This window comes from Shewanella sp. UCD-KL21, assembly GCF_001957135.1.
Taxonomy (GTDB): Bacteria; Pseudomonadota; Gammaproteobacteria; order Enterobacterales; family Shewanellaceae; genus Shewanella.
Map to the genome: position 1 here is coordinate 1 of NZ_MPHK01000020.1, position 24,358 is coordinate 24,358.

Below are 24,358 nucleotides of genomic sequence, written 5' to 3' on the forward strand. Positions count from 1 at the left end.
CGTTTAGAGATGGTGGCGATAGCAAAAGAGGCAGAGGTTGCACCCACTCGAATTAGTTTTACGGCAGCAATAAGTCTGATAGATACCCAATTGAGGTGGCAGGCTCTATCACCTGATGGAAAGTTGCCCGCTAAATTGAAGCAAATGCGTGCCGATATAAAACACTTTATCTTGCCTGATAAAAGAAAGCACCGAACGTATCCACGTTCAGTGCTTTATATACCTAGCCGCTATCCACTTAGGTTTAAACAGTAATGCTTATCCGAACGGCATTAACTCATTGAGTGGCTTTTTTGTTTTTATGGTGCCGGCACCAAGAGTCGAACTCGGGACCTACTGATTACAAGTCAGTTGCTCTACCAACTGAGCTATGCCGGCTTATCTTGCTTAATAGTTAACACTATTAATATAAATATGGTGCCCGAACCCGGAATCGAACCAGGGACACGAGGATTTTCAATCCTCTGCTCTACCGACTGAGCTATTCGGGCGACTAACTATCGTTAGCTTGAAACTTACAAGAAAAAACCACTCASTGAGTGGTTTCTCTGTATATGGTGCCGGCACCAAGAGTCGAACTCGGGACCTACTGATTACAAGTCAGTTGCTCTACCAACTGAGCTATGCCGGCTTATCTTTCTTAACAGTGATAACACTATTAAATTAAATATGGTGCCCGAACCCGGAATCGAACCAGGGACACGAGGATTTTCAATCCTCTGCTCTACCGACTGAGCTATTCGGGCAACTAACTAAGCGTTAGTTTACTACTTCAAACTGGGTGCTAACTTAGTAGTTAGAGCCTGTGTCGTTTGGAGTGCGCACATAGTATAGCGATGGTTTTAATCCTGCAAGTGCTTTTTTAAATGATTTTAATCGTTCGGCTAGTAAATGGCCAAACTGAGCGATTTTTTGCCTTTAATCGGTTTTTAATTCTATTAATTCAGTTTAACTCCAGTTTATTGGCTGAAAATACGGCTATTAAAGCCCAATTACGGTGATTTTTAGCAGCTTTAATCGATTTCTCAAATTGAACGCTTACTTGAATACGACTGGCTGGGTTTAGTCAGGACTCAATTAGCCTAATGGTTCTATTTTATCGAATGGTTTTGGCTATTTTTAGCGGTATTCTTTTTGTTTTTTGTCGATATAATCGTTTGCATAGATTTTGACAAGGACAGATTGATGTTAGCAAATACAAAAAATGGCTATGGTTTAGTGAGTATTAGTCTCCATTGGTTAAGTGCATTAACCGTTATTGGGTTATTCGGCTTAGGTTTTTGGATGGTTGACCTGACTTATTACAGTAGTTGGTATAAAACCGCGCCGGATATTCACAAAAGTGTTGGCATTTTATTGTTACTGGCAACGCTAGTGCGATTAGTGTGGCGCTTAGGCTCTACGAAACCTCATGCAAAAAATAATCACAAGGCTTGGGAGCAAACGGCGGCTAAGTGGGCTCATGGAATGCTTTATCTATTAATGTTGGCCATTATGGCGACAGGCTTTTTAATTTCAACAGCTGATGGCCGCGGAATTTGGGTATTTGATTGGTTTGAAGTGCCGTCACTGGGCAGCTTTATTAACAACCAAGCAGATATTGCTGGCCTGGTTCATCAATATGCAGCCTATACATTAATAGCCTTAGTCATTATTCATGCAGCAGGCGCGATAAAACACCAATTGATTGATAAGGATGGCACGTTATCAAGAATGCTAAAACCTGCCCCAAAATAGTTTTAACACCTACAGCACTTGAATCGAGCCTGTAACTCGACGAGCTGTGATCACTCATTATTAGCTAGCACCACTTATTAGTACTCGAATACATCAATAATATTGAATTTATAATAAAGGGAATGACCAATGAAAAAGCAACTTTTAGCCACAGTATTATCTAGCGTTATCGGCGCTGCAATGTTACTACCATCAGTCGCTAATGCGGCCGATTATAAGATAGATACTCAAGGTGCCCACGCATCAATTCAATTTAAAGTAAATCATTTAGGCTATAGCTTTGTAGCGGGTCGTTTTAATGATTTCAGTGGTGACTTTAGTTACGATGCGGCAAAAATTGCTGACACTAATTTGAATGTCACCATCAACACCAGCAGTGTTGACTCAAACCATGCTGAGCGTGATAAGCATTTACGCAGTGCTGACTTTTTAAATACTGGTGCGTTCTCTCAGGCGCAGTACACCTCGACCAGTGTTGAAGACCAAGGCAATGGCAAGATATTGGTTAACGGTAATTTGACCTTAAACGGGGTGACTAAGCCTGTGGCTATTACCGCTGAATTTGTTGGTGAAGGCCAAGATCCTTGGGGTGGTTACCGTGCTGGCTTTATTGGTACCACAGAATTTGCCATGAAAGACTTCGGTTTTAAAATGGATTTAGGCCCAGCGTCTGCCAATGTTAGCCTAGATTTGGTTATTGAAGGGATTAAGCAATAACGTCTATTGAACAGGTTTACTAAAAACAACAAAGCCGTCAATGATATTAGTCATTGGCGGCTTTTTATGATGATTATTGTGCAGCTTTTAGAATAATACTGCCAAAAACATCAGCGTGTTTATAGCCGCGATTCATGTCGCCATTTAACGGCTTTATCGGGTGGGAGCCAATAAAGTTCTCTCTTTGTTTGGAGCCATCATTATCACAATAGGCCAGCATAAAACCCATTTGTTTATTGGCTTGTAAGCTAACGGCCGAAACCTGCTGCTTATCAAAAGCGCTTAAGCTGTCATTGTAACTGTCAGGGAATACCGTTATCGCCATTTCCCAATAGATTTTTTGAGGGTTAACAGGGTCTCTCGACCATGCTGTGGTGATATGATCATTAAAGGTAGCGGCCTTTTTTTGCGTGGTAAAATCAGCTACTTGTTTATCTAATGCCACATGATAGGCAAAAGCATTATGGCTATATTGATGCTCGCCACCTGAGCCATCTTCATCAATAAACACCTCTACGGTGTCATCATCCCAATACAGCACGGTGGGATCAGCGGTTTGATCAAATAGCACATCATCAATCACTTCAGTCAGAAGATAGAGCTTATTTTCACGCCAAAGCAGTTTATATTTGCCACTAAAATCATCGGCTGTTATTGCATCGCCGATGATCATTTGATCAATAGGTTGCCACTTAGCTTGCTGCCAATCAGATTCATCTGCAATGCCATCAAGGGTAATGGCTTTATTAGCGTAGTTAACTTCAATAGGAGCATGAATATATTCAGCAGATGTTTTGTTTGTGCTTGAAGCCGTATCAGCATTCGCCATTGAAGCAATTGCGGTGCAATTTAATGCCAACAGGCAGGGCAGTATTAGGCCTTTAAGTGAGGCGTTGGCCTTATGTTTATGGCTCGCTTTATTAGTTGGTTTTTCAGTGCAGTCCATTGTCCAGTAAACTCCTAAAGTTTAAGTCTTAAAGTCAGTATTTTATAGAATCATTTATTATTGGGCATATTCACACGCTTTGACATTAGTCGAAAGCGTTATCTTAATCAGTAGCCCTAGGATGCTGATTTTTCAACTTGCGTTATTCAGCCAGCAACACGCTGATGCTATAGCTTGTATTAGTGTTAGGGCTTGTATCTGTACTGAAGCTTGTATTAGTGCTGATAGCTAAAATATGCTCACCTGCCGCGTTAGCCGGTAAGCTTTTACCGTTAACTAAAACCTGCTGGGATCTAACGTCTGCTCGCCTTTTTATTGATACATCCACAGTTGCGCCGCGAAAACGTCTGCTTACCTTTAGGCTAGGCCAGTGCTTTGGTAGTTGCGGTTTAATTTTTAAGCCGTCGCTGCAGCCTTTTAGGCCACAAAGTTGTTCGATGATAATGCGGTAAATCCAAGCGACGGTGCCAGTATTAAATAACTGGCTCGATTTACCCGCATCGTCAGGATATTGAAAATAAGCCCCGCGGTAATAGTTGGGAATAAACACGGGTAATTGACCACGGGTGAGCTCATTTTGCACATCTTCAGCAGTTATCATGGTTTGTAATAGTTCAAATGCTTGCTCTGTTTCGCCTTGTTCAAATAGGGCGTATATATAAAATGCCCCAGCATGATTATAAACAGAGCCATTTTCAGCGGTGCCAGGAAACTTTTGGGTTAGTCTGCCCACTTGCTCATCCATTTGGGTATAAGCGGGAGCTAGCATCATCATCCCAAAAGGTGTTTGTAATTGCTGCTTGATTTGCGGCTGCATCAGTGACCAGCGCTGATCATTAACCGCGCCAGACAACATAGCAAAGCTCTGCGGGTTAAGATAAATGCGGCCTTGTTGATTATCGCTTACGCCAAAACAGTGACCAGCATCGGTAATACCGCGGGCAAACCATTCACCATCCCAGCAATGCTCAATGACAGCATCATTCAATTGCGTTGCAAGTTGGCTAAATTTTGACGCCTTATTGTCGCAGGCCATTTGCTGACAAACTTTTGCCCACAGTGTCATGCTGTAAGCACTTGCTAACGTCAACCAGCTTGAAATACCTAAGCCTTTATAGCCCACCATATTCATAGGATCGCACCAATCGCCTTGGTTGATAAAGTTAAGGCCGCGGTTATCACGTTGAGAGAACAAGAACTCCAGCGCTAAATTGACGTGCTCCATCACCGAAAGCTTATCTTCACTGTTGGCAAAACCAATGGTTTGATTTAAGAAATCAAAGTCAGCGGTTTCATTTAAATATGCCTCAATACAAATCACTAGCCAGACACAATGATCCGTGTGCGGGATTACATTGATGTATTTAAGCTCAGATTCTGGGTGCAATAAAATGCCATCCGGCATTTCACCATTGCGATGTTGCTGGGCGAGGGCGACTTCAAAGGCGGCTTTGGCCTTGCTAGGGTTGATGTAAATCATTCCCATAGCATCTTGAAGGTAGTTTCTGGTTTGTGGATCAGTGCTTAATCGATTGACATCGCCATGGTAAAACACCTGTCTTGGTAGCCAATGGTTGATGAAGTTATCAAGCTTAGGGGTGGATGATGAAAGGCTTAAACAGCCAGTTTCTCTATTAAGATACGCTTCGTATTCATCTTGGGCTTGAGTAAATTGCGCTGTTGAACTCAAATAACGCTGTTTTAACTTACTCGCTTGGTGAGCATCTTTTACCGGCGCAAAAACAAACTTTAATGCCACTGCTGGCTTGGCGTTATTGCTAGCGTCATCATAAGCGGCAAGCTTACGATTAAATTGCATTATCGCTGCAGGAGTTTGGTAATGAGCGGGCATGTTTTCTAGGCGGTTATTACTGATGGCCGTTGGGTTATGTAAACCGCCTTCGCCTTCAAAAACACTTTGACGGGTTTCGTAACTATCAGGAGTTGTATCAGTTAGAAATACCGTGGTGTCTTTAAAGTCTTGTTGAACAAAGTATTGATCGACTTTTTGATAGGGGCTGATTGAGTGACATAAAATTGCATTAAGTGAACTATCAAATTTTGCTGATTGATTCATCCACGACATATAGCCCACAGGAAAGTAGCTATAAACGCTGATATCTCGCGCCGTTTGACTTAGGTTATCAATGGATAACTGCCATAGCTCTGCGGTATCTTCAGTGGCTAAGGTTAAGCTTAGTTTGCAGTGTAGGTTGAGGTGCTTAACTTGCCAACTGACTTGATGCTGGCTAACGATAAACTCAAATGATGCCAATGATTGCCTTACTGGCTCATAGGGCAATGAGAATAGCTCGTTAGTTTGGTTATCTTTTATATAAAAAAATCGCCCAGGATGATGGCTAAAGTAGGCATGTTCTGGCTGCATAAAGGTTTTGGCTTCTAATGCAGGCCCATGGGCATATTTAGCAGGTTCTGGCTGCATAAATTGCGCAGTCGCAAAACCCCGACAATTCATTTGAATCATCATGTTTTTATTCCATAAAAAACCACAGGCTTTTGGCATAGTGGTTGGACTATGCAAGCTGACGTTGCCATTTTTTTGATGGTAAGTAATCACTATTTAAATTCCTCAATTACTCGCTTGCAGGCTCTGATTTATCAATAGGTTGATAAAGCGACTGGTTAATCTGGCGCATTTTTTGTTCATCTAAGCTGTAGTGTTTAACAACCCAAACCGCTAATAAGGCAAAGCCTGCAGGGATGATGGTATTGAGCAGTAAAATCCCCATTAACGAGTCGGGTGATTGCTGCTGATTTGCCACATAACCCATAGATGACAGCATCCAACCGATCATCGCGCCTGCAAAAGCGCCGCCTAATTTTTGCGAAAAGGCAGCTGCTGAAAAAATCATCGCGGTGGCGCGGCGGCCATTTTTATATTGTGAGTAATCAGCTGTATCGGCATACATAGAAAATACCAACGGCGATTTAGGCCCTAAGCAAAATCCAATTAAGGCCTGCATAACAAACATCAAGGTAAGGTTGTGAGCTGGAATAAAGTAAAAGCCAGCCGAAAGTATGGCAACAATGGTCATTAAACCAATAAGCAGTGGGCGTTTATCAAAGTATTTGGTTAATAGAGGCGTAGAGGCGGCGCCTAGGGCAAGTGAGATCATATAAACCGCGGTAAAGGTGCCAATGAGGTCTTCTCGGTTTACATAGTATTTAAAGTAAAAGGTGCCGGTACTGGCGCGTAAAGTAATGGTAAACATGATGATTAATGCTAAAGAGAATAAAATCAGCCATGGCTTGTTATTGGTTAAATCGATGATGTCTTGTTTGATTGAGGTTTGTTGATTCGCTGGTGGCGCTATGCGCTCTTTAGTTGCAAAAAAAGTAAGGCAAAACAGCACCGCTGAAATAACTCCATAACAGGTCATGGTCAGTTGCCAGCCTAATGCCTCATTCCCCGCGCCAAGATAAGTAACTAATTCTGGCGTCAAATAAGCAACTAAAGTTCCGCCAGAAAAAGCACCGATAAATCTAAAACTGGTTAATGTGGTTCTTTCCTGACTATTACTGGTGACAACCCCAAGTAATGCGCCATAAGGGACATTAATAAAGGTATACGCCAGCATCATAAAAATGTAAGTGCCATAAGCCCAAATCAACTTACCATCATCACCTAAATCGGGCACTGTGAAGGTGAGTACACCAGCTGCAGCAATGGGAATAATGCCTAATATTAGATAAGGGCGAAATTTACCAAAGCGGCTGTTAGTTCTATCTGCGAGGGCGCCCATTAAGGGGTCAGATATCGCATCGATTATGCGAGTCACTAACATCATGGTGCCAACCGCGGCAGCAGAAATACCAAATACATCGGTGTAGAAAATAAATAAAAATACATCAAAAACACGCCAATAAAAGTTAGATGCCACATCCCCAAGGGCGTAACCGACTTTTTCTTTTAAGGATAACTTATCGTGTTTGACTGATGTGTCTTTTGCGCTGGTTGCTGATTGTTCCATAATCGTATTTATACCTTGATTGTAGCAATCTAACTTGAAGGTATTACTTACAACGAACCCATTTATTGCCTTTAATTACATCATCTTCGCAGGGTTGATACCTAGTAAAGTGTAAGGCTTTAACATTTAGCACGCCTAAGCCACACCTTGGTGTAAGCGCTTACATTGTGGTTTTAATGTAAATTATTAATCATTTTTTGACCAGTATTAATTTAAATAAACTGAATATGATTTTAAAAAGTGAAGGGCAGAAGCGATTTATTTATGTGGGGTAAAGAGGGGAAGGCATTCAGCCCTTTACTATCAAAGGGCTGATTCATCGTTAGTAAACTATTTAAGCATCTCGTTTACTCGTATAACCTGAGCGCGGTAACCGGTTGCGAACATATCGTGACTGTTGATATTAATGCGCACAGCAGGCTTGGTTTCACCATAACGATGTTCAACTAAAATAGATTTAACTTTACCTGTAGTGTCATCCATTTTTAAGTTGCCGTAACCGCCACCTAAACCAAATAAACCAGCAGAGGCAAAGTAGCTCATCATGCTGTCTTTATCTTGCTGATATTTAACGATAGACGTTACTGGTGAGTAGCCTTGATAACCCAATTCGTCTTTACCATATTGCCATATTTGGCTAACGGTTTTATTGGCCTCATCAATTTTGTATTCAACCGAGCGGGAGTATTTTTCATTGGCGAACATTGGCTGACCAAGGTGTCTGCCATCACCATTATCAAACACGCTTAAAGTGCCTTTTTGCGGGATAAGATAAGCGGTATGTGACGTGTATGAAAAGTCAAAATCACTGCCACGGCAACGACCTTTTTCGTTACAGTTAATTTTATTACCTGCAGCATCTACTGGCGTGAGTAATTTATCTTGGAATTGTTCACTCCAGCCTTTTTCAGGGCCTAAAATCCATTTAACTTGTTTATCGCGACCGATTTTAATAACTGCAGATTGATGACGAGAGCTAATAATGATGCTGTCATCTTTAGGGTCATAATCAATAGAGTTTACATGGACCCAATTACGGCCGGTTTCGACACCATGAATATCGCCATAAGGAGCATTTTTTAAATCTTCTAAGGTGGTTTGATGGCCAGCTTGATCAATATTCATATTCAAACAAACTGCGCCAGCATCAAGGGATAATAGCGCTGCATCACGCATAGGATCTAAAATACTATTAAGATCCCAGTAATCAACTAACTTACCTGTGTTATCAACCTCGATGATTTGATCGCGAATGGTGTTGACTAGCATGCCATCAGCGCGGCGATAATCTTTGGCGGCGGCGCGAATAAAGATATTACCATTGGCGGCTTCAATGCCTTCGTGTGAGGCATCGATAAAGTTTCCGGGTAGGCTATGTTCAGAAATCATTCTTCCCATTAATGACATTTTTTTCCAGCCTTGACCTTGCACCCATACCATGTTGCCATCTTTAGTGACATTCATGCCCATGGCGTAACCTGCAGTATCAAGGGAAGTTGAATTATGGGTGGTATAAGGGTTTAGGTACCAGCGAATATCACCTGCGGTATCGATAATGAAAAATCCCGGTTTACCATCCCAAGAAAACGCCCCAGGAGCCTCAAGGTTGTTATGGGCTAGTTGGCCGGTTTTTCCATCAGGATTTGTCCAGTTAACAAAATAAAGGCGGTCTTTAAAGTCGGCATCAACGTGTTCAACTTCTACAATGGGTGCTTTCGCCCACTGGCTTTCTGAAAAGCCCATATCAATGTCTGGGGTTAGCATTTGATAGTCATGGCTCCGCTGCTTGCCGTTTTCTGTCCATTTAACAGTAAATGAATTCATAAATGCTGGGTATAAACCAAAGATTGGCACGCCACCTTCATCCATCACTCGCATATCATCTACTTGATAATTAATGCTAACGCCTGTTTCATCTTTAGCGTGAATGGTCACATCCACATCCGAGATAGTATGTCCGTTTAAGGTGACTAAAGCGGTAAGTGGGGCATTCTCATATGGGTTGTGAATAATATAACCTAATGGCGCATCTGCCACGGGTACGGGCTTCATCCCAGCAGGGGCGGCGGTAACATTAATGGCACAACACAGTATGGATAATGCAAATGTTGAGTAAAGAATAGGTTTAAGCATTGGTATACTCCTTTAACAATTTATGAGCGCAGTATACGTTGAGGCACTTGATAATAATGCTGTGTAACTAACAGAAAGTGTTATAAATTTTAATTTTGGTTAATAGCTCACGAAATATGATTATTAACTAAAATTATGGAACTTTTGTGAAAAGGCTGTGTGGTAACAACTGCTTAAAGCTAACATGAAAGCTGATTACAATTGTGTCAAAATGATGGGTGATTAGTGGTAATAAAAAAGCCTACTTTATATCAACTCGCCGTTAGCGGTTTTTAAAGTAGGCTCTTAAGTTAGTGAGACTCGCTAGGGGTTAGCGATTTAGTTACTCGTCTTCACTTGGCGGCACGTAGCCTTCAACTTCAACATCTTTGCCTTCAAATAAAAAGCTAACCATATTCTCTTCAAGTAGTTTACGGTCATCAACATTCATCATGTTAAGTTTGTTTTCATTGATTAGCATGGTTTGTTTTTTCTGCCAAAGTGCCCACGCTTCTTTACTGATTGAATCAAAGATACGCTTGCCTAGATCGCCAGGGTAAAGTTGAAAATCTAAACCTGGAGCTTCTTTCTTTAAATATACGCAATTAACATTACGAGCCATGATTATTCCTTAAAGGGATTCCTTGACGGGATCTACTGCTAAAAGAGCGGCTAAGTTAGATAAAATCCGCTCAGTTGCTGCGGCTAATCCAACTTTCGCGGGATGATGTATGTTATACCAGAGTGTCTGATTTTGTTCCATTACACTTGAGTCAATTTGAGGCGATTGTTGATTTTCACCGATATTCACTAAGATAGGCTGAATATCTAAATGAAAATGACTAAAGGTATGTCTAAAGCCAGCAAGCCATTGTAAGTCTTGATTATTACTTTCTTTTGCTGCGCCATATTCATTACTGCTGCGGTTAAATCCATTAGCACTGATATGCTCAAGGAGCGCCGCTTCAGTATCAAATTGAGGGAAGCACCATAAGCCGCCCCAAATGCCTGCTGGTGGCCTTTTATTAAGAATGACTTCACCATCTTTATGCAGTACTAGCATCCATGCAGATTTTGCTGGAATGGTTTTTTTAGGCTTTTTACCGGGGAATTCTGTCTGTCGGCCAGCAAGCTGCGCTTTACAATCAATTGCAACAGGGCATTGAGCGCAATTAGGCTTACTGCGAGTACAGACCCCAGAGCCAATATCCATCATGGCTTGGTTAAATTTAACCACATCTTTTTGCGGGGTTAATTGGTCAGTTAATTGCCACAATTGCTGTTCAACTGCTTTTTGCCCCGGCCAACCTTCAATTGCGCCGTGACGGGCAAGTACCCGTTTAACATTGCCATCTAAAATAGAATGATGCTGACCTAGTGACAATGACAAAATAGCCCCAGCAGTGGAGCGGCCAATACCCGGTAAGGCAATGACCTCATCTAAGGATTCAGGAAACTTAGCTTCATGTTGCTCACAAACTGTTTTAGCGGCTTTATGCAGGTTACGGGCGCGGGCGTAATAGCCTAACCCCGTCCAATGATGCAGAACATCATCCTCGCTGGCATTGGCAAGGGCTTTAATGTCGGGAAAGCTGTGCATGAATTTTTCATAGTAGGGGATAACAGTGGCAACTTGGGTTTGTTGCAACATGATCTCTGAAATCCACACTCTATATGGGGTTTTATTGATTTGCCACGGTAAGGTCTTGCGTCCGTGTAAATCGTACCAAGCGGTGATCCGCTCAGAAAAGGCGTTAACTTTTTTCATCAGCGCAGTGTATATGGAGAATATTCTATAAACAAGGGAGCCTGTTAACTGATAAATACTTTAGTCATGGTGATTTTAAGATATACTTAGCCACTATTATTGGAACAAAGATGAAACTTTGAATAGTCGGCAATTTAAACGCTATTCAAATGATGAGGCATACATGAGCGACGTTACCACCGCTGAATTTAACGAAGATGGCAAATATATTCGTAAAATCAGAAGTTTTGTATTAAGAGAAGGCCGTTTAACCAAAGGCCAAGCAAACGCAATTGAAGCACATTGGCCTGCAATGGGTTTAGATTACACACCAGAAGCGATTAATTTAGCTGAAGTGTTTAAGCGTGACGCTGATACCGTATTAGAAATTGGTTTTGGTATGGGTGCATCTTTAGTTGAAATGGCTAAAGCGGCTCCTGAGTTAAACTACATTGGTATCGAAGTACATAAACCAGGTGTTGGCGCATGTTTAGTTGATGCCGGTGAAGCTGAAATTACTAATTTACGTGTTTATCATCATGACGCGATGGAAGTGCTTGAAAACAGCATTGCTGATGGATCACTCGCCCGAGTACAATTATTTTTCCCAGATCCTTGGCACAAAAAACGTCATCACAAGCGCCGTATTGTGCAAGCTGAATTTGCGCAATTAATTCGTCGTAAGCTTAAGATTGGCGGTGTTTTCCATATGGCAACAGATTGGGAAAACTACAGCGAGCATATGTTAGAAGTGATGTCTGCGGCTGAAGGTTATAAAAACCAATCAGCAACCAACACTGTAGTTGAACGTCCAGATCATCGCCCGCTAACTAAGTTTGAAGCCCGCGGCCATCGTTTAGGCCATGGCGTTTGGGACATAATGTTCGAACGTATTGCATAATTAAAATAAAATATTGTTAAAATAAACTATTTAATCAACTAACTAGGAAATAACCATGGCTAAGACCCGAACTCGCCGTTTACGTAAGAAACTACGCGTTGATGAATTCCAAGAATTTGGTTTTGATATCAACTGGACTTTTGAAGAGTCAATTTCTGAAGAAGATATTGATAAAGCTGTTGATGAGTTCATTGAACAAGTAATTGAACCTCGTAAACTAGGTTTCCATGGCGGCGGTCATAAGATGTGGGAAGGCATTATTGCAACACAAGAGATCGGTAAATGTACCGAAGAAGATGTTGCTGCAGTTAAAGCCTTCTGGGAAGCGAAAAAAGTGCCACAACTTGAAGTTAGTGCACTGTACGACATCTGGTGGGGCTAATATAGCTAATGCCTGAGCAATTATTGCTTGATGAAGTGGTCGACAAAGTTCGGCCACTTATTGGTTTAGGGAAAGTCGCAGATTATATTCCTGCATTGGCTGACGTTGATCCAAACAAAATAGCAATAGCAGTCACCGGCGCAGATGGGCAAACCATTGGCGCTGGCGATTATCTTGAGCCGTTTTCAATTCAATCTATCTCCAAGGTATTCAGCCTTACTTTAGCTCTTAGTTTATATTCAGAAGATGAACTTTGGAGCAGGGTAGGTAAAGAGCCTTCAGGTCAGTCGTTTAACTCACTGGTTCAAGTTGAGCTTGAACGAGGCATTCCAAGAAATCCTTTTATTAATGCTGGCGCTTTAGTTATCGCAGATTTAATTCAAGCGCGTTTGGGGGCTCCCAAGCACCATATGCTAGAAGTGGTTAGAAACCTGAGCGAAAACCCTCACGTACTTTTTGATAAACTGGTGGCTAATTCAGAATTTCAGTTTAGCGCCCGCAATGCATCCATTGCCTACTTGATGAAGTCATTTGGTAATTTTAACGGCGATGTTGATACGGTATTAAAGAGCTATTTTCATTACTGCTCATTAAAAATGAATTGCGCTGACTTATCAAAAGCGATGTTTTATCTCGCCAATCGCGGTAAAAGCCTAGCAGGGGATCAAATTGTTACCCCAGTACAAACCAGACAGCTAAATGCACTGCTTGCTACCTCAGGTTTATATGATGGCGCAGGTGAGTTTGCTTATCGGGTTGGTATGCCAGGTAAAAGTGGTGTTGGCGGCGGTATTATTGCGGTGATCCCCGGGGACATGTCTATTTGCGTATGGTCGCCTGAACTTGATCAAAATGGTAACTCACTGGCTGGCACTCGCATGCTTGAGCATTTATCACAATCTTTAGGTCGCTCAATTTTTTAAACTCGCTTATGTTGCTGAGCGAGTTTTTTATGCCCATTTTCAACTGCTAAGCTTGAAATCATCCATTGTCTTTTAAGTATTCTCATTCACGAGTTTGAAAATCTTCTATCCTTAAATCTAGCCATATAATAGCGATGATGAAAATTACCAACATTTGGCTTATTTCACACATAGTTAATATAAATCCAAATATAAAAGCTAAACCTATTAGTTATTATCTGCTTTAAGTTGTTGATAAAAATCTTATTTATGTTTTTGGCACAGCCTATGCAATAACTTGGTATCAGTCTAATTAACATTGAAACTAGATATCAAAACGTAGCCAGTAGCTTAGTAAGCAGTTTAGCCGCTCGCGCCATTGATTATCTACATAACGATTAACAGCAAGGATAGAGCTAATGAATACCCAAGGTTTATTTAAAACTATTGCACTAACTGGTTTGATTTTTACTGCAGGGGCCATGTCGCCAGCGATGGCCAAAATGTCCATTGAAGATAATCAATGCAACGTGACCTTAAACTATGATGTTACCGTTGAGCCACAAAAATTATCCTTTAGCGAAAAAGGCGCTGAGGTTTACCGAGTTGAACTTGGTAAGTTATATATTGATGGCAATCAAGTTGAACTAAATGATAAACAAGCTGCTTTGTTAGCTGATTATTCTGAGCAAGTATCTAAACAGATCCCAGAGGTAATCGATTTAGTTGATGACGCTGTTATTTTAGCTACAGATGCAGTGAGCATGGCATTAACCCCTATTTTTGGAGATGCGACCGCGGCTAAATTAGATGAGCTATTAGCTGGAATTCAAAGCCGTGTTGACCAAGCAGCATATCAACAAGGGGATAAGTTTTATCTTGGCGCGACAGAGTCTTCGTTAGAAGAAGCATTTAATGAAGAGTTTGAACAAGAAATGGAGCAAATGATTAAAAACTCCATGGGCAGTTTCATGATGGCGCTAGGGGCTGAAATGATGTCTTCAGAAGGTGGCAGTTTTGATGAGAAAATGACTGCCTTTTCAAGCAAAATGGAAAGAATAGGTGAAGATGTTGAATTGCAGATCTCTGAACAATCAGAGGCCATAGAAGCTAAAGCCAAAAAAGTCTGTGCCAACTTTGAGCAGTTAATGGCGCTTGAAAGTGAATTACGTCAATCCATTCCACAGCTATCTTCTTATGAGTTAGCGACATTATCAGATACTGAGTAGCGGTAACCTTGTAAGTTCTAGCATTGTCAAAATGCACCTGACCTTCCCCTGTACCTTGTGCAGGGGCTTTTTCGTTAAACCATTCCCGCTTAAATTATCAATCAAAAACTTCACGCTCCAATTACGTGCTAGTTAACTATCTGTCATTTGTGCTGCTTTGTAGCGAAATGTGCTATCGAGCAAGCCGATTTTTAGTCTAACAACCATCGTTTAAGTTGAGAAAATGTCATTAATATTACAGTTCATCGTAGATTTGTTCTGATAAAAAAATTGTATATTATAAATATAGAGCCATTTATACAATTTTTGGTATACTCCTAAAATTATAAAACTGTATGGCGTTAACCAATTAACTTGTTGTTTTAGTTTTGGTTGGCTATTCAGGATAATGGACTATCGAAATTTAATTTCTTTTTGGGTGAGTGGCGCATTGTTCAAAGCACCATATAAAGCTGGTGGAGTTTATGCAGCATTGTCTGTAATAAGCGACATTACTTGGAACTCAAAAAATATTTTTAATGTCGTAAACAGCTTAAGGCGACTCCAATGTTAGAACTATTAGAACCTATTGCTATTTTTACTCATGTTGCTAGAGCCGGGAGCTTCAGTGCCGCTGCCAGAAGGTTGAGTATCTCTAAGTCCAAAGTAAGTACTCAGGTTGCTGATCTTGAACATAAACTTGGGGTTCAACTAATCCAACGTACTACACGTAGTTTAAGTTTAACTGAAGCGGGTAACTTGCTTTACATACAAGGTGAAGAGTTACTACGTGATGCTGAGCAGGCCGTTGCTAGTGTGCATAACCTAAATGATGCTACCCGCGGTGTACTTAAAGTCGGTATTTCTCAGTCTTTTGGTACCATGCATATTATTCCTGCATTACCTGAGTTTATGGCACGACATCCAGAGCTTGAGCTACAAGTTAGCCTACTTGATCATAAAGTTGATGTGGTTAGTGAAGGTTTAGATTTACTATTGACTATGTCTGAGCAGCTACCATTAGGTATGGTTGCGAGACCATTAATGAAGTGTCAGTTCTTATTAGCGGCATCGCCAGAATATATTGCCCAACATGGCAATATTTCTCGACCTGAACAACTTGTTGACCATAACTGTCTTGTCTACCAAGGTGAGTGGCATGAGCACAGCATGTGGCAGTTTAAGAAAGCTGACGATTACTGTGAAATTGGTGTTTCTGGTAACTTCCGGGTTGATAATGCCCCGGCATTAAAATCGGCGGCCGTTAGCGGTTTAGGTATTGCCTACTTAGCAAGTTATTTACTTGAAGATGAAATCGAACAAGGTACATTAGTACCGCTATTACCAGATTGGCAATTGACCAACAACTTACCACTACAGGCTGTTTACCCAAGACGTAAGCACCTTGCGCCTAAAGTAAGTGCATTTATTGAATTTATTAAAGGCCATATTGGTACTACACCTTATTGGGATGGTAAGTTCGATCATTTATACAAATTACGTAAATAGCCTTTCAATGAGGTTTCCAGATCAGTAACTAAAACTGGAAACATTGTTCGAATTTAAAAACAAAGCTGCAATTTAAATTGCGGCTTTTTTGTTTGTTGAATTAAAACAACAGTTTAATTGTCTCGCGGTTAAAAAATGCTCAGATCATTTCTGTGTGGCGTTGTTAATGGATTGCAAAAAGCTGCTTGAACTCTGTTCTTAAATCAATACAATAGATTTCAGTTGATTCGGAATGATTTGAGTCACGCATCTTGTTGAGAAATGACCCCTTTTCAGCTTTTTGTGCAAATCAGCAACTTCGCAAGTTTTGAATCACTGCTGGCAGAGGTTTTAAAATCAGAACAATGCCGGCTTTGAAACCATCATCCTAGTTTTAATTGGTTTACCCCAGACATTGTGCTGGGGTTATTTTTTTCTGGCCTATAATATCCGCTTAATTTGTCTGCTGTCGCGCCTTTGTGCTTTTCTTCTATTTTTAGCTGCTAATTGAATATATTTGTCGATTACAGCATTTGTTATTGCCTTTGCTATTTATAGACAGTCACTTATTATTTAGGCATTAGTACTAGCCAAAAAGAAGGCCACTAAAAAGTGGCCTTAGATAACTTAATCGTTGGATTGATTAACCGCGATTTGAGTCTGCCGATTGGCTTAATAGCTCAGGTTTATTGGTTTGATTAATCCAATTGTCAACTTCAGCTTCTAATACATCTAATGGTACAGGACCATTTTGCAGTACTAGGGTATGGAACTGACGAATATCAAACTTGTCACCTAATTTCAGCTTGGCGTTTTCACGTAGTTCTAACACTTTAATCATACCGACTTTATAGGCAGTAGCTTGGCCTGGCATCACCACGTGGCGTTCTACCATTTTAATGGCATCAGACTTAGCATTTGGGGTGTTGTCTACGTAGTATTGGATACCTTGCTCACGAGTCCATTTTTGAGTGTGGATCCCTGTGTCTACTACCAGACGACAAGCACGCCATAGCTCCATCGCTAAGCGGCCAAAGTCAGAGTAGGGATCAGCATACAAGCCCATTTCTTTAGGGAAGTATTCAGTATAAAGACCCCAGCCTTCAATATAAGCAGTGTAGCCACCGTATTTTCTAAATTTAGGAATACCTTCTAGCTCTTGAGCAATGGCAATTTGCATGTGATGCCCTGGGATCCCCTCATGATAAGCCAAGGCTTCCATTTGGTAAGTGGGCATTGCTTTCATGTCATACAAGTTGGCGTAATAAGTACCAGGGCGTGAACCATCGGGCGCGGGTTGATCATAGAATGCTTTACCAGCAGATTTCTCGCGAAAGGCTTCAACAGGTTTAACGATTAATCCAGCTTTAGGTTTAATGTTAAACACTTCACCTAAGCGTGACTCCATATTATCAATCAGATCTTTAGCTTCGGTAATGTAGCGAGTTTTACCTTCATCCGTGTTGGGGTAATAAAATTGCTCATCATCACGCATGAAAGCCATAAATTCAGCTAAGTTGCCTTCATAGTTTACTTTTTTCATGATAGCGCGCATTTCATTATGAATGCGTTCAACTTCTGCTAAACCTAACTGATGAATTGTTTCAGAGCTCATATCAGTCGTCGTAATACGATTTAGACGAGTAGTATAAAAATCTTCGCCTAAAGGTAACTTCCACACCCCATCACGGCTATCAGCTTTGGTTTCTAATTCACGTAAATAACTGATGAGATTATCATATCCAGGTTTTACACTTTCGATTAAGGCTGTTTTAGCGGCTGCTAATAACTCATCTTTTTGAGCTTGGGTAATATCGAGCTTATCGATTTTACGGCTGATATCACCCCATAGGGTGCTTTTAGCTTCGGTATCAGTAAAAGGTGCACCCTTGATAATATTTTCACTGTCTGAAATCACATAAGGGAAGACAAATTTTGGCGCGATAATATTTTTATCGGCGCGAATTTTTAATGCATCAATCACTTGATCAGTCACATGCTTTACACCGTTTAAACGGCTGATATAATCTTGTGCATCACTGACATTTTCAACTTGATGTTGATTGATAAGGAAGGTAGCAATAAACGAATGGCTACCACGCATCTGGTTTACAGGGTAATTATGGTAACGCCATTTATCATCGCTGATTTGCTGCTCTAAGCCTTGCTTCATTAATTTATAGCTAAGGGCTGTCTGCTTATCTAACTGGCTGACATTAATGCCTTCAAGTAGTTTTAAGTGTTTTTTGGCTCGAGCTAAGGTTTCATCAGCTGCTTTATCGCTAAAGTCAGCCCATTTATCGTAATCAGTTTTGATACGTAAATAGGTTTGCGAAATCGGGCTAGCCATTACATTTTCCATGAACATGCTTTCAAACAGCTCATTGGCTTTTTCTGACTCGGTGGTGGCTGTTTTAGTGGATGCTGCTGTATTGGTTAAAGGTTGGTGAGCTGCAGTGTGGGCGATTGCTGCGCTGGATAATAAGCTGGTTAAAGCAACGGCTATTAATGTCGTTTTTGTTGTTAGTCGCATAGGGTTTCCGTTAGCAAAGTAATAGAACAGGAGATCGATTGATATCCTAAATGACACAAGCATAAATGTATAACGTGAAATGTTAGCAATTGTGTCTTAAATGTTGCTGAATTTGCAGGGGAAATGCGAAAGAGTTTATTTAGTGACTGGCAGGCACTTTGCTTAAGGTGCCAAGCTAAATGGGCAAAGAAAACCAAAAAAGCCTAATACATTAACCTTGTGTTATGAAGGTAATCCATCAGGCTTTTATATAAGGTAGTAATAAATAGGCTAGTAATAGCTTGTTATAAATCGGCTAGCTATAAAGTTTTTTTAATCTAAAAATTGCGACAATATATCATTAACAAACATATGGCCTTTGGCGGTTAATTGCCAATGGGTCTCAGTTTCGGTTAATAAGCCTCTTTTAATTGACTTAGCAATACCTTCATCAAGCTCTGACACTGGTAAGCCGGTGCGCAGTTCAAATTCAGTTTTAGCGATAGGCGTCATTAGTCTGAGTCGATTCATTAAATATTCAAGGGCGCGATCTTCAGCTAACACTTCGGTGGTTTCACTGGTGTGCTCTGAGGTGGCTAAGTAACCCTTAGGATGCTTAATTTTAACGGTACGAATAATCTTATTGAGTTCTGGCTGAGTAATTTTGCCATGGGCGCCGCAGCCAATGCCCAAGTAATCGCCAAACTGCCAATAATTGAGATTATGTTTGCACTGAAAGCCGTCTTTGGCATAGGCAGAGATTTCATATTGCACATAGCCAAGTGCTGCCAACTTCTTCTGTCCTTGCTCATAGATATGCCATAAGTTTTCATCGTCAGGCAATTGTGGCGGTTTAGAATGAAATAAGGTATTTGGCTCTATGGTTAGTTGATACCAAGATAAATGTGGCGGCATTAACTCGGCGGCAGTATCGATATCGGCCATGGCTTCATCAAATGACTGATTCGGTAAGCCGTGCATTAAATCTAAGTTAAAGCTGTTGTAACCTGCATTACGGGCTGTATTAGCCGCACTAACGGCTTCATCTTCATCATGAATACGCCCAAGAAGGTTGAGTTTATCTTTTGAGAAACTTTGTACTCCAATGGACAAGCGCGTCACCCCTGCAGCGCGATATGCGGCAAAGTCATCATGCTCTAGCGTACCGGGGTTGGCTTCCATGGTGATTTCAATATCATCTTCAAAACCAATGGCAGCTTCAGCACCGGCTAGAATGCGCTGTATTTGAGTGGCTTCAAATAAAGATGGCGTGCCGCCACCAATAAAAATGCTGTGAAGTTTTCGCCCTTGCACATAGTGAAGGTCATGGTTGAGATCCTCTAAAAGTGCATCAACATAAGCTTGTTGCGGTAATTCTCCATGCTGACCATGGGAGTTAAAATCACAATATGGGCACTTTTGTACGCACCAAGGGATATGGATATATAAGCTCAGTGGTGGCAGAGTTAATTTTGCTGATTGCATGATAGTTACTTGATAATCCCTTTGGCTTTCATGGCATCTACAAGCAAAGTAAGTGCTAACCCACGATGGCTTAACTGGTTTTTTTGCTCACTTGAAAGCTCGGCTGCTGAAATATCAAACCCCTGTGGAATAAAGATAGGGTCGTAGCCATGGCCTTGCTCACCTTGAGGGCTCAATCCTATAGTGCCTTCCCACGCCGCTTGGCAAACTATTGGGGTAGGGTCTTTAGCATGGCGCATATAAACCAATACACACTGAAAGCGTGCTTGGCGCTGTGTTTTGCCTTCCAATGCAGCAAGTAATTTAAGGTAGTTGTCTTGCTCGCTGGCGCCTTCGCCGCCGTAACGGGCTGAATAAATCCCCGGTGCGCCTTGCAGGGCATCAACCTCTAAACCCGAATCATCCGCGATTGCGGCTTTGCCTGTGATTTCTGCAGCGTGGCGGGCTTTAATAATGGCATTTTCAATAAAGGTGGTGCCTGTTTCAGCCACTTCTGGAACGTTAAATTGATTTTGCGGTAAAACCTCAATATCAAATTGGGCTAACATTTGATCAAACTCTGTTAGTTTACCTTTGTTGCCGCTGGCTAAAACAATCTGTTGCATGGAATACCTTTTTTATTAAATAAGGGGCTGATGTTTTAAATAGTGCTTATGGGGTGAGCAGGCTTGTCGTAAACTAAAACTCACATCAAATAAGTGGCATACAGCCTCAAAATAGGCTTAGTTTTACGCCTTGACTGGCTATTTAAATTTTCATCAATGACATTGGCCTAATGATACCTAAGCGCTGAGTTGATAGACAGCAGCAAAGGATAAAATCGCTATGGTTTGCGCAACTAAATAAAAAGCTAAACCTTGAGGTTTAGCTTGTTAAAAGTGCAACATTATTTGAAATAAGCCGCTGTTTAGGCTTATTCCACATAAAATTTCTGTTTGAACTTTAACGATGTATTGAGCTTATTGCCGCGCTTAATCGTCAGATTAAAGTTGATTTGTTGATCGTCTCGGTAAGGCACTTGGGCGATATAATAAATAGCATCACCTTCGCGAATTTCTTTAAACTCTAAATCCATTCGTGCATCAAGTAGGTTGTTGGCTACGCCAGCGATTTCAACAGCAACAGCGGGATTGCCCTCTTGACTGGTATCTAATACTGCAATATTGACAATACCGTTGTAATTACTGCGTTCAATACCATAGGTTTTGGCAATAGCAGGGGTGATAAAGGTACTACCTAATGCCATGTAATGAATATCATAATTACCGACAGTCTGTTTTTGTTCTGCTTGAACGGTCGTTAGGGTACTCATTAAAATGACAAAGCTACATAAAAGGCTGCGAAACATAATATAAATCCTTGATCGACTCTGTGTTGCTAACAGCTGGCTTAATTGACCTAGCGGGTAAGTTTAGCCCTAGGTTAGTTAATCGTCGCGACGAAAGAGTTGATTCACTAATTGGAATGTAGACTTAAGTATAGAGAATTTTTAGCCAGATCACCCGTAATTGGATCATTTTGATGGATGATTTCAATAATGGATGATTTCACTCATCGATGCTTAGTTGCAGTGGGCTATTATCTGCGATATTTCAGGCGGGATCTTTAACGGGCTGAGTATCTTCACTTGCTTATGACGGCCTTGAAGCCCTTTTAGAAGCATCACATCAGACTTTGGCACTTTAAAGGCTTTGGCTAAATACTTTATCAGGTGGCTATTGGCTTTACCGTCGATTGGCGGGGCTGTAATGGCGATTTTTATTTCATCACCATGTAAGCCCACAATTTTATCACGGCTGGCCTTAGGCTGAATATAAAGGTTCAGCAACACATCTTGCTGTTGCTGAATAACGGCAGGCATTAGCTTAACCTCGCTCGGAGGTTAAAACCGAAAACATGAACTTTAAACCTGAGCCCAAAATGGAATGTACTGCGCTAACAAAATATTAAGGAAGTTCATTGCAATCAGCACTAACATCACCGATAAGTCTAAACCGCCCATAGGAGGCAGGATACGACGAACAGGAGCTAAAAATGGTTCGGTAAGTTGATCCATTACCATCACAATTGGGTTTTGACCTTGGTTAAACCAGCTAAGCAGAGCGCGCAGAATAAGTACCCAAAACAGTAATACCCCAGCTTCTTTTAATACTGATACCACAGTAAGAAGACCTAGCATTAATGGGTCAAATAGCGCAGCAGGTGTCATGGCGGTTAGTATTGAGAATTTTATAAATACTACCAATAAGGCCAGTACGATTGATGCGGTATCAATACTGCCCATAGACGGCAATACGCGGCGCATTGGGGCTATGATAGGTTGGGTCGCTTTAATCACAAACTGACTAAATGGATTGTAAAAATCGGCTCTGGCTAATTGTAGCCAAAAGCGCAGTAATACCACCATCAAGTAGAGATCAAAAACTGTTGTGATTAAGAAATGTAATGCATTCATTGAATGTGCCTTAGTTGATCTGAAGTTGAACTAACATTGAGCTGAAAATTATCGTAAAGATGTATTTTCTATTAAATATCGTTTGTTTAAAATGTTTTTGCCATTTCTTCTGCTCGTTTTATGCAGTTTGTCATAGCTTTATCCACTAAACCGCGTAAATCGCCCTGCTCGAAGGTTTCAACCGCTTGGGCTGTAGTGCCGCCTTTTGAGGTGACATTATTACGCAAGGTTGCTAATGAAAGTTGTGGATTTTGAATCACCATTTGCGCTGCGCCTAATGCCGCTTGTTGGGCGAGCTCTCTGGCGGTGGTTTCATCCATACCAGACTTAATACCATGGTCAATCATAGACTCAATAAACAAGAAGAAATAAGCAGGTGAACTGCCAGCTAAAGCGATTACTTGATTAAGCTCGGATTCTTTATTTACCCAAACAACTTTGCCGCCACTTATCATTAAGGTTTCGCAAATTTGTTTATGCTGCGCTGAAATGGATTCATCGGCATATAAGCCTGTCATACCCACGCCAATTTGTGTTGGGGTATTAGGCATGGTGCGAATAAGTTTAATCGGTTGCTTAAAATAATCGACATAGCGCGCCGCAGGGATGCCAGCAGCGATAGTGATTAATAACTTTTGCGTTAAATCTAACTGGCTAAGTTGCTCACAAACCATTTGCATAAGTTGTGGTTTAACACTTAATACAATCACATCAGCATCATCTGCAGCTGCAATATTGTCATGAGATACACCAATATTAAAATCGGCTTTTAACGCATCTAATTTACCAACACTGGGATTAGTGGCGTGAATGCGATCGGCTGGGTAACCATTACTGACTAAACCACTGATAATAGAGCGGGGCATATTGCCTGCACCGATAAAACATACTTTTGCTTGAGTCATATTAAGGGTCACTTTTATTTTTTATGTTAGCTGTTATTTGCGAATTGCTTATTTACTAATGTTTGGGCTATTGCTTACTAATACAAGCAGTAGCGGATAAATTTTAATTAATGATGTGACGATTTTGGCGTTTAGGATTTATGGGTAATCACGAGCGCCAAATATTGCAGTGCCAATTCTGACCATGGTAGAGCCATGCTCAATCGCCACCCCGAGATCATTACTCATACCCATCGATAGGGTGTCAATATCAGGGTATTGGCTTTTTAGTTGCGTAAAAAGCTGTTGCAGTTTGGCAAACTCTTGGCGTTGCAGGGCAATATCGCTGGTGGCAGTCGGTATGGCCATTAAGCCCCGTAAAGTCAAATTAGGGAGCGATGAGATCACCTTAGCTAATGGGCTAACCTCGGTCGCTATCACCCCTGACTTTGATGACTCTTCACTGATATTGACTTGAATACACACTTGCAATGGCGCTTTGTCTGTTGGTCTTTGCTCATTAAGGCGCTTAGCGATTTTTTCACGACTTAAGGTGTGCATCCAATCAAAATGCTCGGCAATAATGCGCGACTTGTTGGATTGCAATGGGCCGATAAAATGCCACTCAATATCACAATAGTCATCTTTTAGTGCGAGGACTTTTTCTTCGCCTTCTTGGACATAATTTTCACCAAAGCAACGCTGACCCGCTTGATAAGCCTCAACAATAGCCGATATGGGCTTAGTTTTACTGACGGCAAGTAAGGTGACGTCTTCACTATTACGTGAACAATTTTGCGCCGCTTGAGCAATTTGGCTCTGGGCGATTGATATTCGGTCTGCTATTGTTGTCATATTGTTTTGATTTGTTTGAATGGATGTCATTAGTC

Annotated in this window: 21 protein-coding genes, 4 tRNA genes and 1 pseudogene; 8 read left to right on the top strand and 18 right to left on the bottom strand. The window is 41.1% G+C overall.

The genetic code is table 11. From position 1 onward, the window contains the following. Positions 1-255 (top strand): annotated as a pseudogene (locus tag BM739_RS15835) (IS4 family transposase); the annotation flags it as partial. A 47-nt stretch (positions 256-302) separates the two neighbouring features. On the opposite strand, the gene BM739_RS15840 reads toward BM739_RS15835, so the two are convergent. From BM739_RS15840 to BM739_RS15855, 4 genes are all read right to left on the bottom strand, one after another. Then, positions 303-378: transfer RNA gene (locus BM739_RS15840), tRNA-Thr, on the bottom strand. A 37-nt stretch (positions 379-415) separates the two neighbouring features. Beyond that, a tRNA-Phe gene (locus tag BM739_RS15845) sits at positions 416-491 on the bottom strand. Between the two features lie 64 nt (positions 492-555). Then, a tRNA-Thr gene (locus tag BM739_RS15850) sits at positions 556-631 on the bottom strand. 39 nt (positions 632-670) lie between these two features. Beyond that, positions 671-746 (bottom strand) — tRNA-Phe (locus tag BM739_RS15855). A 439-nt stretch (positions 747-1,185) separates the two neighbouring features. On the opposite strand from BM739_RS15855, the gene BM739_RS15860 reads away from it, so the two are divergent. Both BM739_RS15860 and BM739_RS15865 read left to right on the top strand, forming a co-directional pair. Continuing rightward, the gene (locus BM739_RS15860) at positions 1,186-1,737 is read left to right on the top strand and encodes a cytochrome b (RefSeq protein ID WP_076542342.1); all 552 of its coding nucleotides are present in this window, start codon (positions 1,186-1,188) and stop codon (positions 1,735-1,737) included. A 129-nt stretch (positions 1,738-1,866) separates the two neighbouring features. Further along, entirely contained in the window at positions 1,867-2,454 is a 588-nt protein-coding gene (locus BM739_RS15865) for a YceI family protein (RefSeq protein WP_076542344.1), read from the top strand. A gap of 73 nt (positions 2,455-2,527) precedes the next feature. Here the strand turns inward: BM739_RS15865 and BM739_RS15870 are convergent, their stop codons facing one another. The 6 genes from BM739_RS15870 to mutY all read right to left on the bottom strand — a co-directional run bounded on the left by BM739_RS15870 (position 2,528) and on the right by mutY (position 11,272). Next, positions 2,528-3,400 (bottom strand): CBM9 family sugar-binding protein, encoded by an 873-nt coding sequence (locus tag BM739_RS15870; protein WP_254843568.1) that lies wholly within the window; start codon positions 3,398-3,400, stop codon positions 2,528-2,530. 142 nt (positions 3,401-3,542) lie between these two features. Continuing rightward, positions 3,543-5,978, bottom strand: coding sequence for a glycosyl hydrolase family 65 protein (locus BM739_RS15875; RefSeq protein ID WP_076542346.1), 2,436 nt, complete (start codon positions 5,976-5,978; stop codon positions 3,543-3,545). Between the two features lie 16 nt (positions 5,979-5,994). Then, positions 5,995-7,392 carry an MFS transporter gene (locus BM739_RS15880; protein ID WP_076542348.1) on the bottom strand — a complete coding sequence of 466 codons (1,398 nt, stop codon included), beginning with the start codon at positions 7,390-7,392 and terminating at the stop codon, positions 5,995-5,997. A gap of 330 nt (positions 7,393-7,722) precedes the next feature. Continuing rightward, the gene (locus BM739_RS15885; RefSeq protein ID WP_076542350.1) at positions 7,723-9,525 is read right to left on the bottom strand and encodes an aryl-sulfate sulfotransferase; all 1,803 of its coding nucleotides are present in this window, start codon (positions 9,523-9,525) and stop codon (positions 7,723-7,725) included. A 322-nt stretch (positions 9,526-9,847) separates the two neighbouring features. Continuing rightward, positions 9,848-10,126, bottom strand: a complete 279-nt coding sequence (locus BM739_RS15890) for an oxidative damage protection protein (RefSeq protein ID WP_076542352.1) — start codon at positions 10,124-10,126, stop codon at positions 9,848-9,850. A 9-nt stretch (positions 10,127-10,135) separates the two neighbouring features. After that, positions 10,136-11,272: an A/G-specific adenine glycosylase gene (mutY, locus tag BM739_RS15895; RefSeq protein WP_076542354.1), complete on the bottom strand. Its 1,137-nt coding sequence runs from the start codon at positions 11,270-11,272 to the stop codon at positions 10,136-10,138. Positions 11,273-11,435: 163 nt separating this feature from the next. Between mutY and trmB the strand changes: the two genes are divergently transcribed. The 5 genes from trmB to BM739_RS15920 all read left to right on the top strand — a co-directional run bounded on the left by trmB (position 11,436) and on the right by BM739_RS15920 (position 16,153). Beyond that, on the top strand, positions 11,436-12,152 hold the full coding sequence (gene trmB, locus BM739_RS15900; RefSeq protein ID WP_076542356.1) for a tRNA (guanosine(46)-N7)-methyltransferase TrmB: 717 nt from the start codon (positions 11,436-11,438) through the stop codon (positions 12,150-12,152). 55 nt (positions 12,153-12,207) lie between these two features. After that, complete coding sequence (locus BM739_RS15905) at positions 12,208-12,534, top strand: 50S ribosome-binding protein YggL (protein WP_076542358.1); 327 nt, start codon at positions 12,208-12,210, stop codon at positions 12,532-12,534. A gap of 8 nt (positions 12,535-12,542) precedes the next feature. Continuing rightward, on the top strand, positions 12,543-13,457 hold the full coding sequence (glsB, locus tag BM739_RS15910) for a glutaminase B (protein ID WP_076542360.1): 915 nt from the start codon (positions 12,543-12,545) through the stop codon (positions 13,455-13,457). Positions 13,458-13,855: 398 nt separating this feature from the next. Further along, positions 13,856-14,665, top strand: coding sequence for a YggN family protein (locus BM739_RS15915; RefSeq protein WP_076542362.1), 810 nt, complete (start codon positions 13,856-13,858; stop codon positions 14,663-14,665). A gap of 546 nt (positions 14,666-15,211) precedes the next feature. Then, complete coding sequence (locus BM739_RS15920) at positions 15,212-16,153, top strand: LysR family transcriptional regulator (protein ID WP_076542364.1); 942 nt, start codon at positions 15,212-15,214, stop codon at positions 16,151-16,153. A 622-nt stretch (positions 16,154-16,775) separates the two neighbouring features. Here the strand turns inward: BM739_RS15920 and BM739_RS15925 are convergent. From BM739_RS15925 to BM739_RS15960, 8 genes are all read right to left on the bottom strand, one after another. Then, positions 16,776-18,665 carry a DUF885 family protein gene (locus BM739_RS15925; RefSeq protein WP_076542366.1) on the bottom strand — a complete coding sequence of 630 codons (1,890 nt, stop codon included), beginning with the start codon at positions 18,663-18,665 and terminating at the stop codon, positions 16,776-16,778. 312 nt (positions 18,666-18,977) lie between these two features. Next, entirely contained in the window at positions 18,978-20,129 is a 1,152-nt protein-coding gene (hemW, locus tag BM739_RS15930) for a radical SAM family heme chaperone HemW (protein ID WP_076542368.1), read from the bottom strand. Between the two features lie 5 nt (positions 20,130-20,134). After that, positions 20,135-20,734 carry an RdgB/HAM1 family non-canonical purine NTP pyrophosphatase gene (rdgB, locus tag BM739_RS15935; protein WP_076542370.1) on the bottom strand — a complete coding sequence of 200 codons (600 nt, stop codon included), beginning with the start codon at positions 20,732-20,734 and terminating at the stop codon, positions 20,135-20,137. 308 nt (positions 20,735-21,042) lie between these two features. Then, positions 21,043-21,477, bottom strand: a complete 435-nt coding sequence (locus BM739_RS15940; protein WP_076542372.1) for a DUF4426 domain-containing protein — start codon at positions 21,475-21,477, stop codon at positions 21,043-21,045. A gap of 213 nt (positions 21,478-21,690) precedes the next feature. Beyond that, positions 21,691-21,990, bottom strand: coding sequence for a DUF167 family protein YggU (yggU, locus tag BM739_RS15945; protein ID WP_076542374.1), 300 nt, complete (start codon positions 21,988-21,990; stop codon positions 21,691-21,693). 42 nt (positions 21,991-22,032) lie between these two features. Then, the gene (locus BM739_RS15950) at positions 22,033-22,584 is read right to left on the bottom strand and encodes a YggT family protein (protein WP_076542376.1); all 552 of its coding nucleotides are present in this window, start codon (positions 22,582-22,584) and stop codon (positions 22,033-22,035) included. Between the two features lie 86 nt (positions 22,585-22,670). After that, positions 22,671-23,489, bottom strand: coding sequence for a pyrroline-5-carboxylate reductase (gene proC, locus BM739_RS15955; RefSeq protein WP_076542378.1), 819 nt, complete (start codon positions 23,487-23,489; stop codon positions 22,671-22,673). Between the two features lie 138 nt (positions 23,490-23,627). After that, on the bottom strand, positions 23,628-24,323 hold the full coding sequence (locus BM739_RS15960; RefSeq protein WP_076542471.1) for a YggS family pyridoxal phosphate-dependent enzyme: 696 nt from the start codon (positions 24,321-24,323) through the stop codon (positions 23,628-23,630). Between the last annotated feature and the right edge of the window lie 35 nt (positions 24,324-24,358).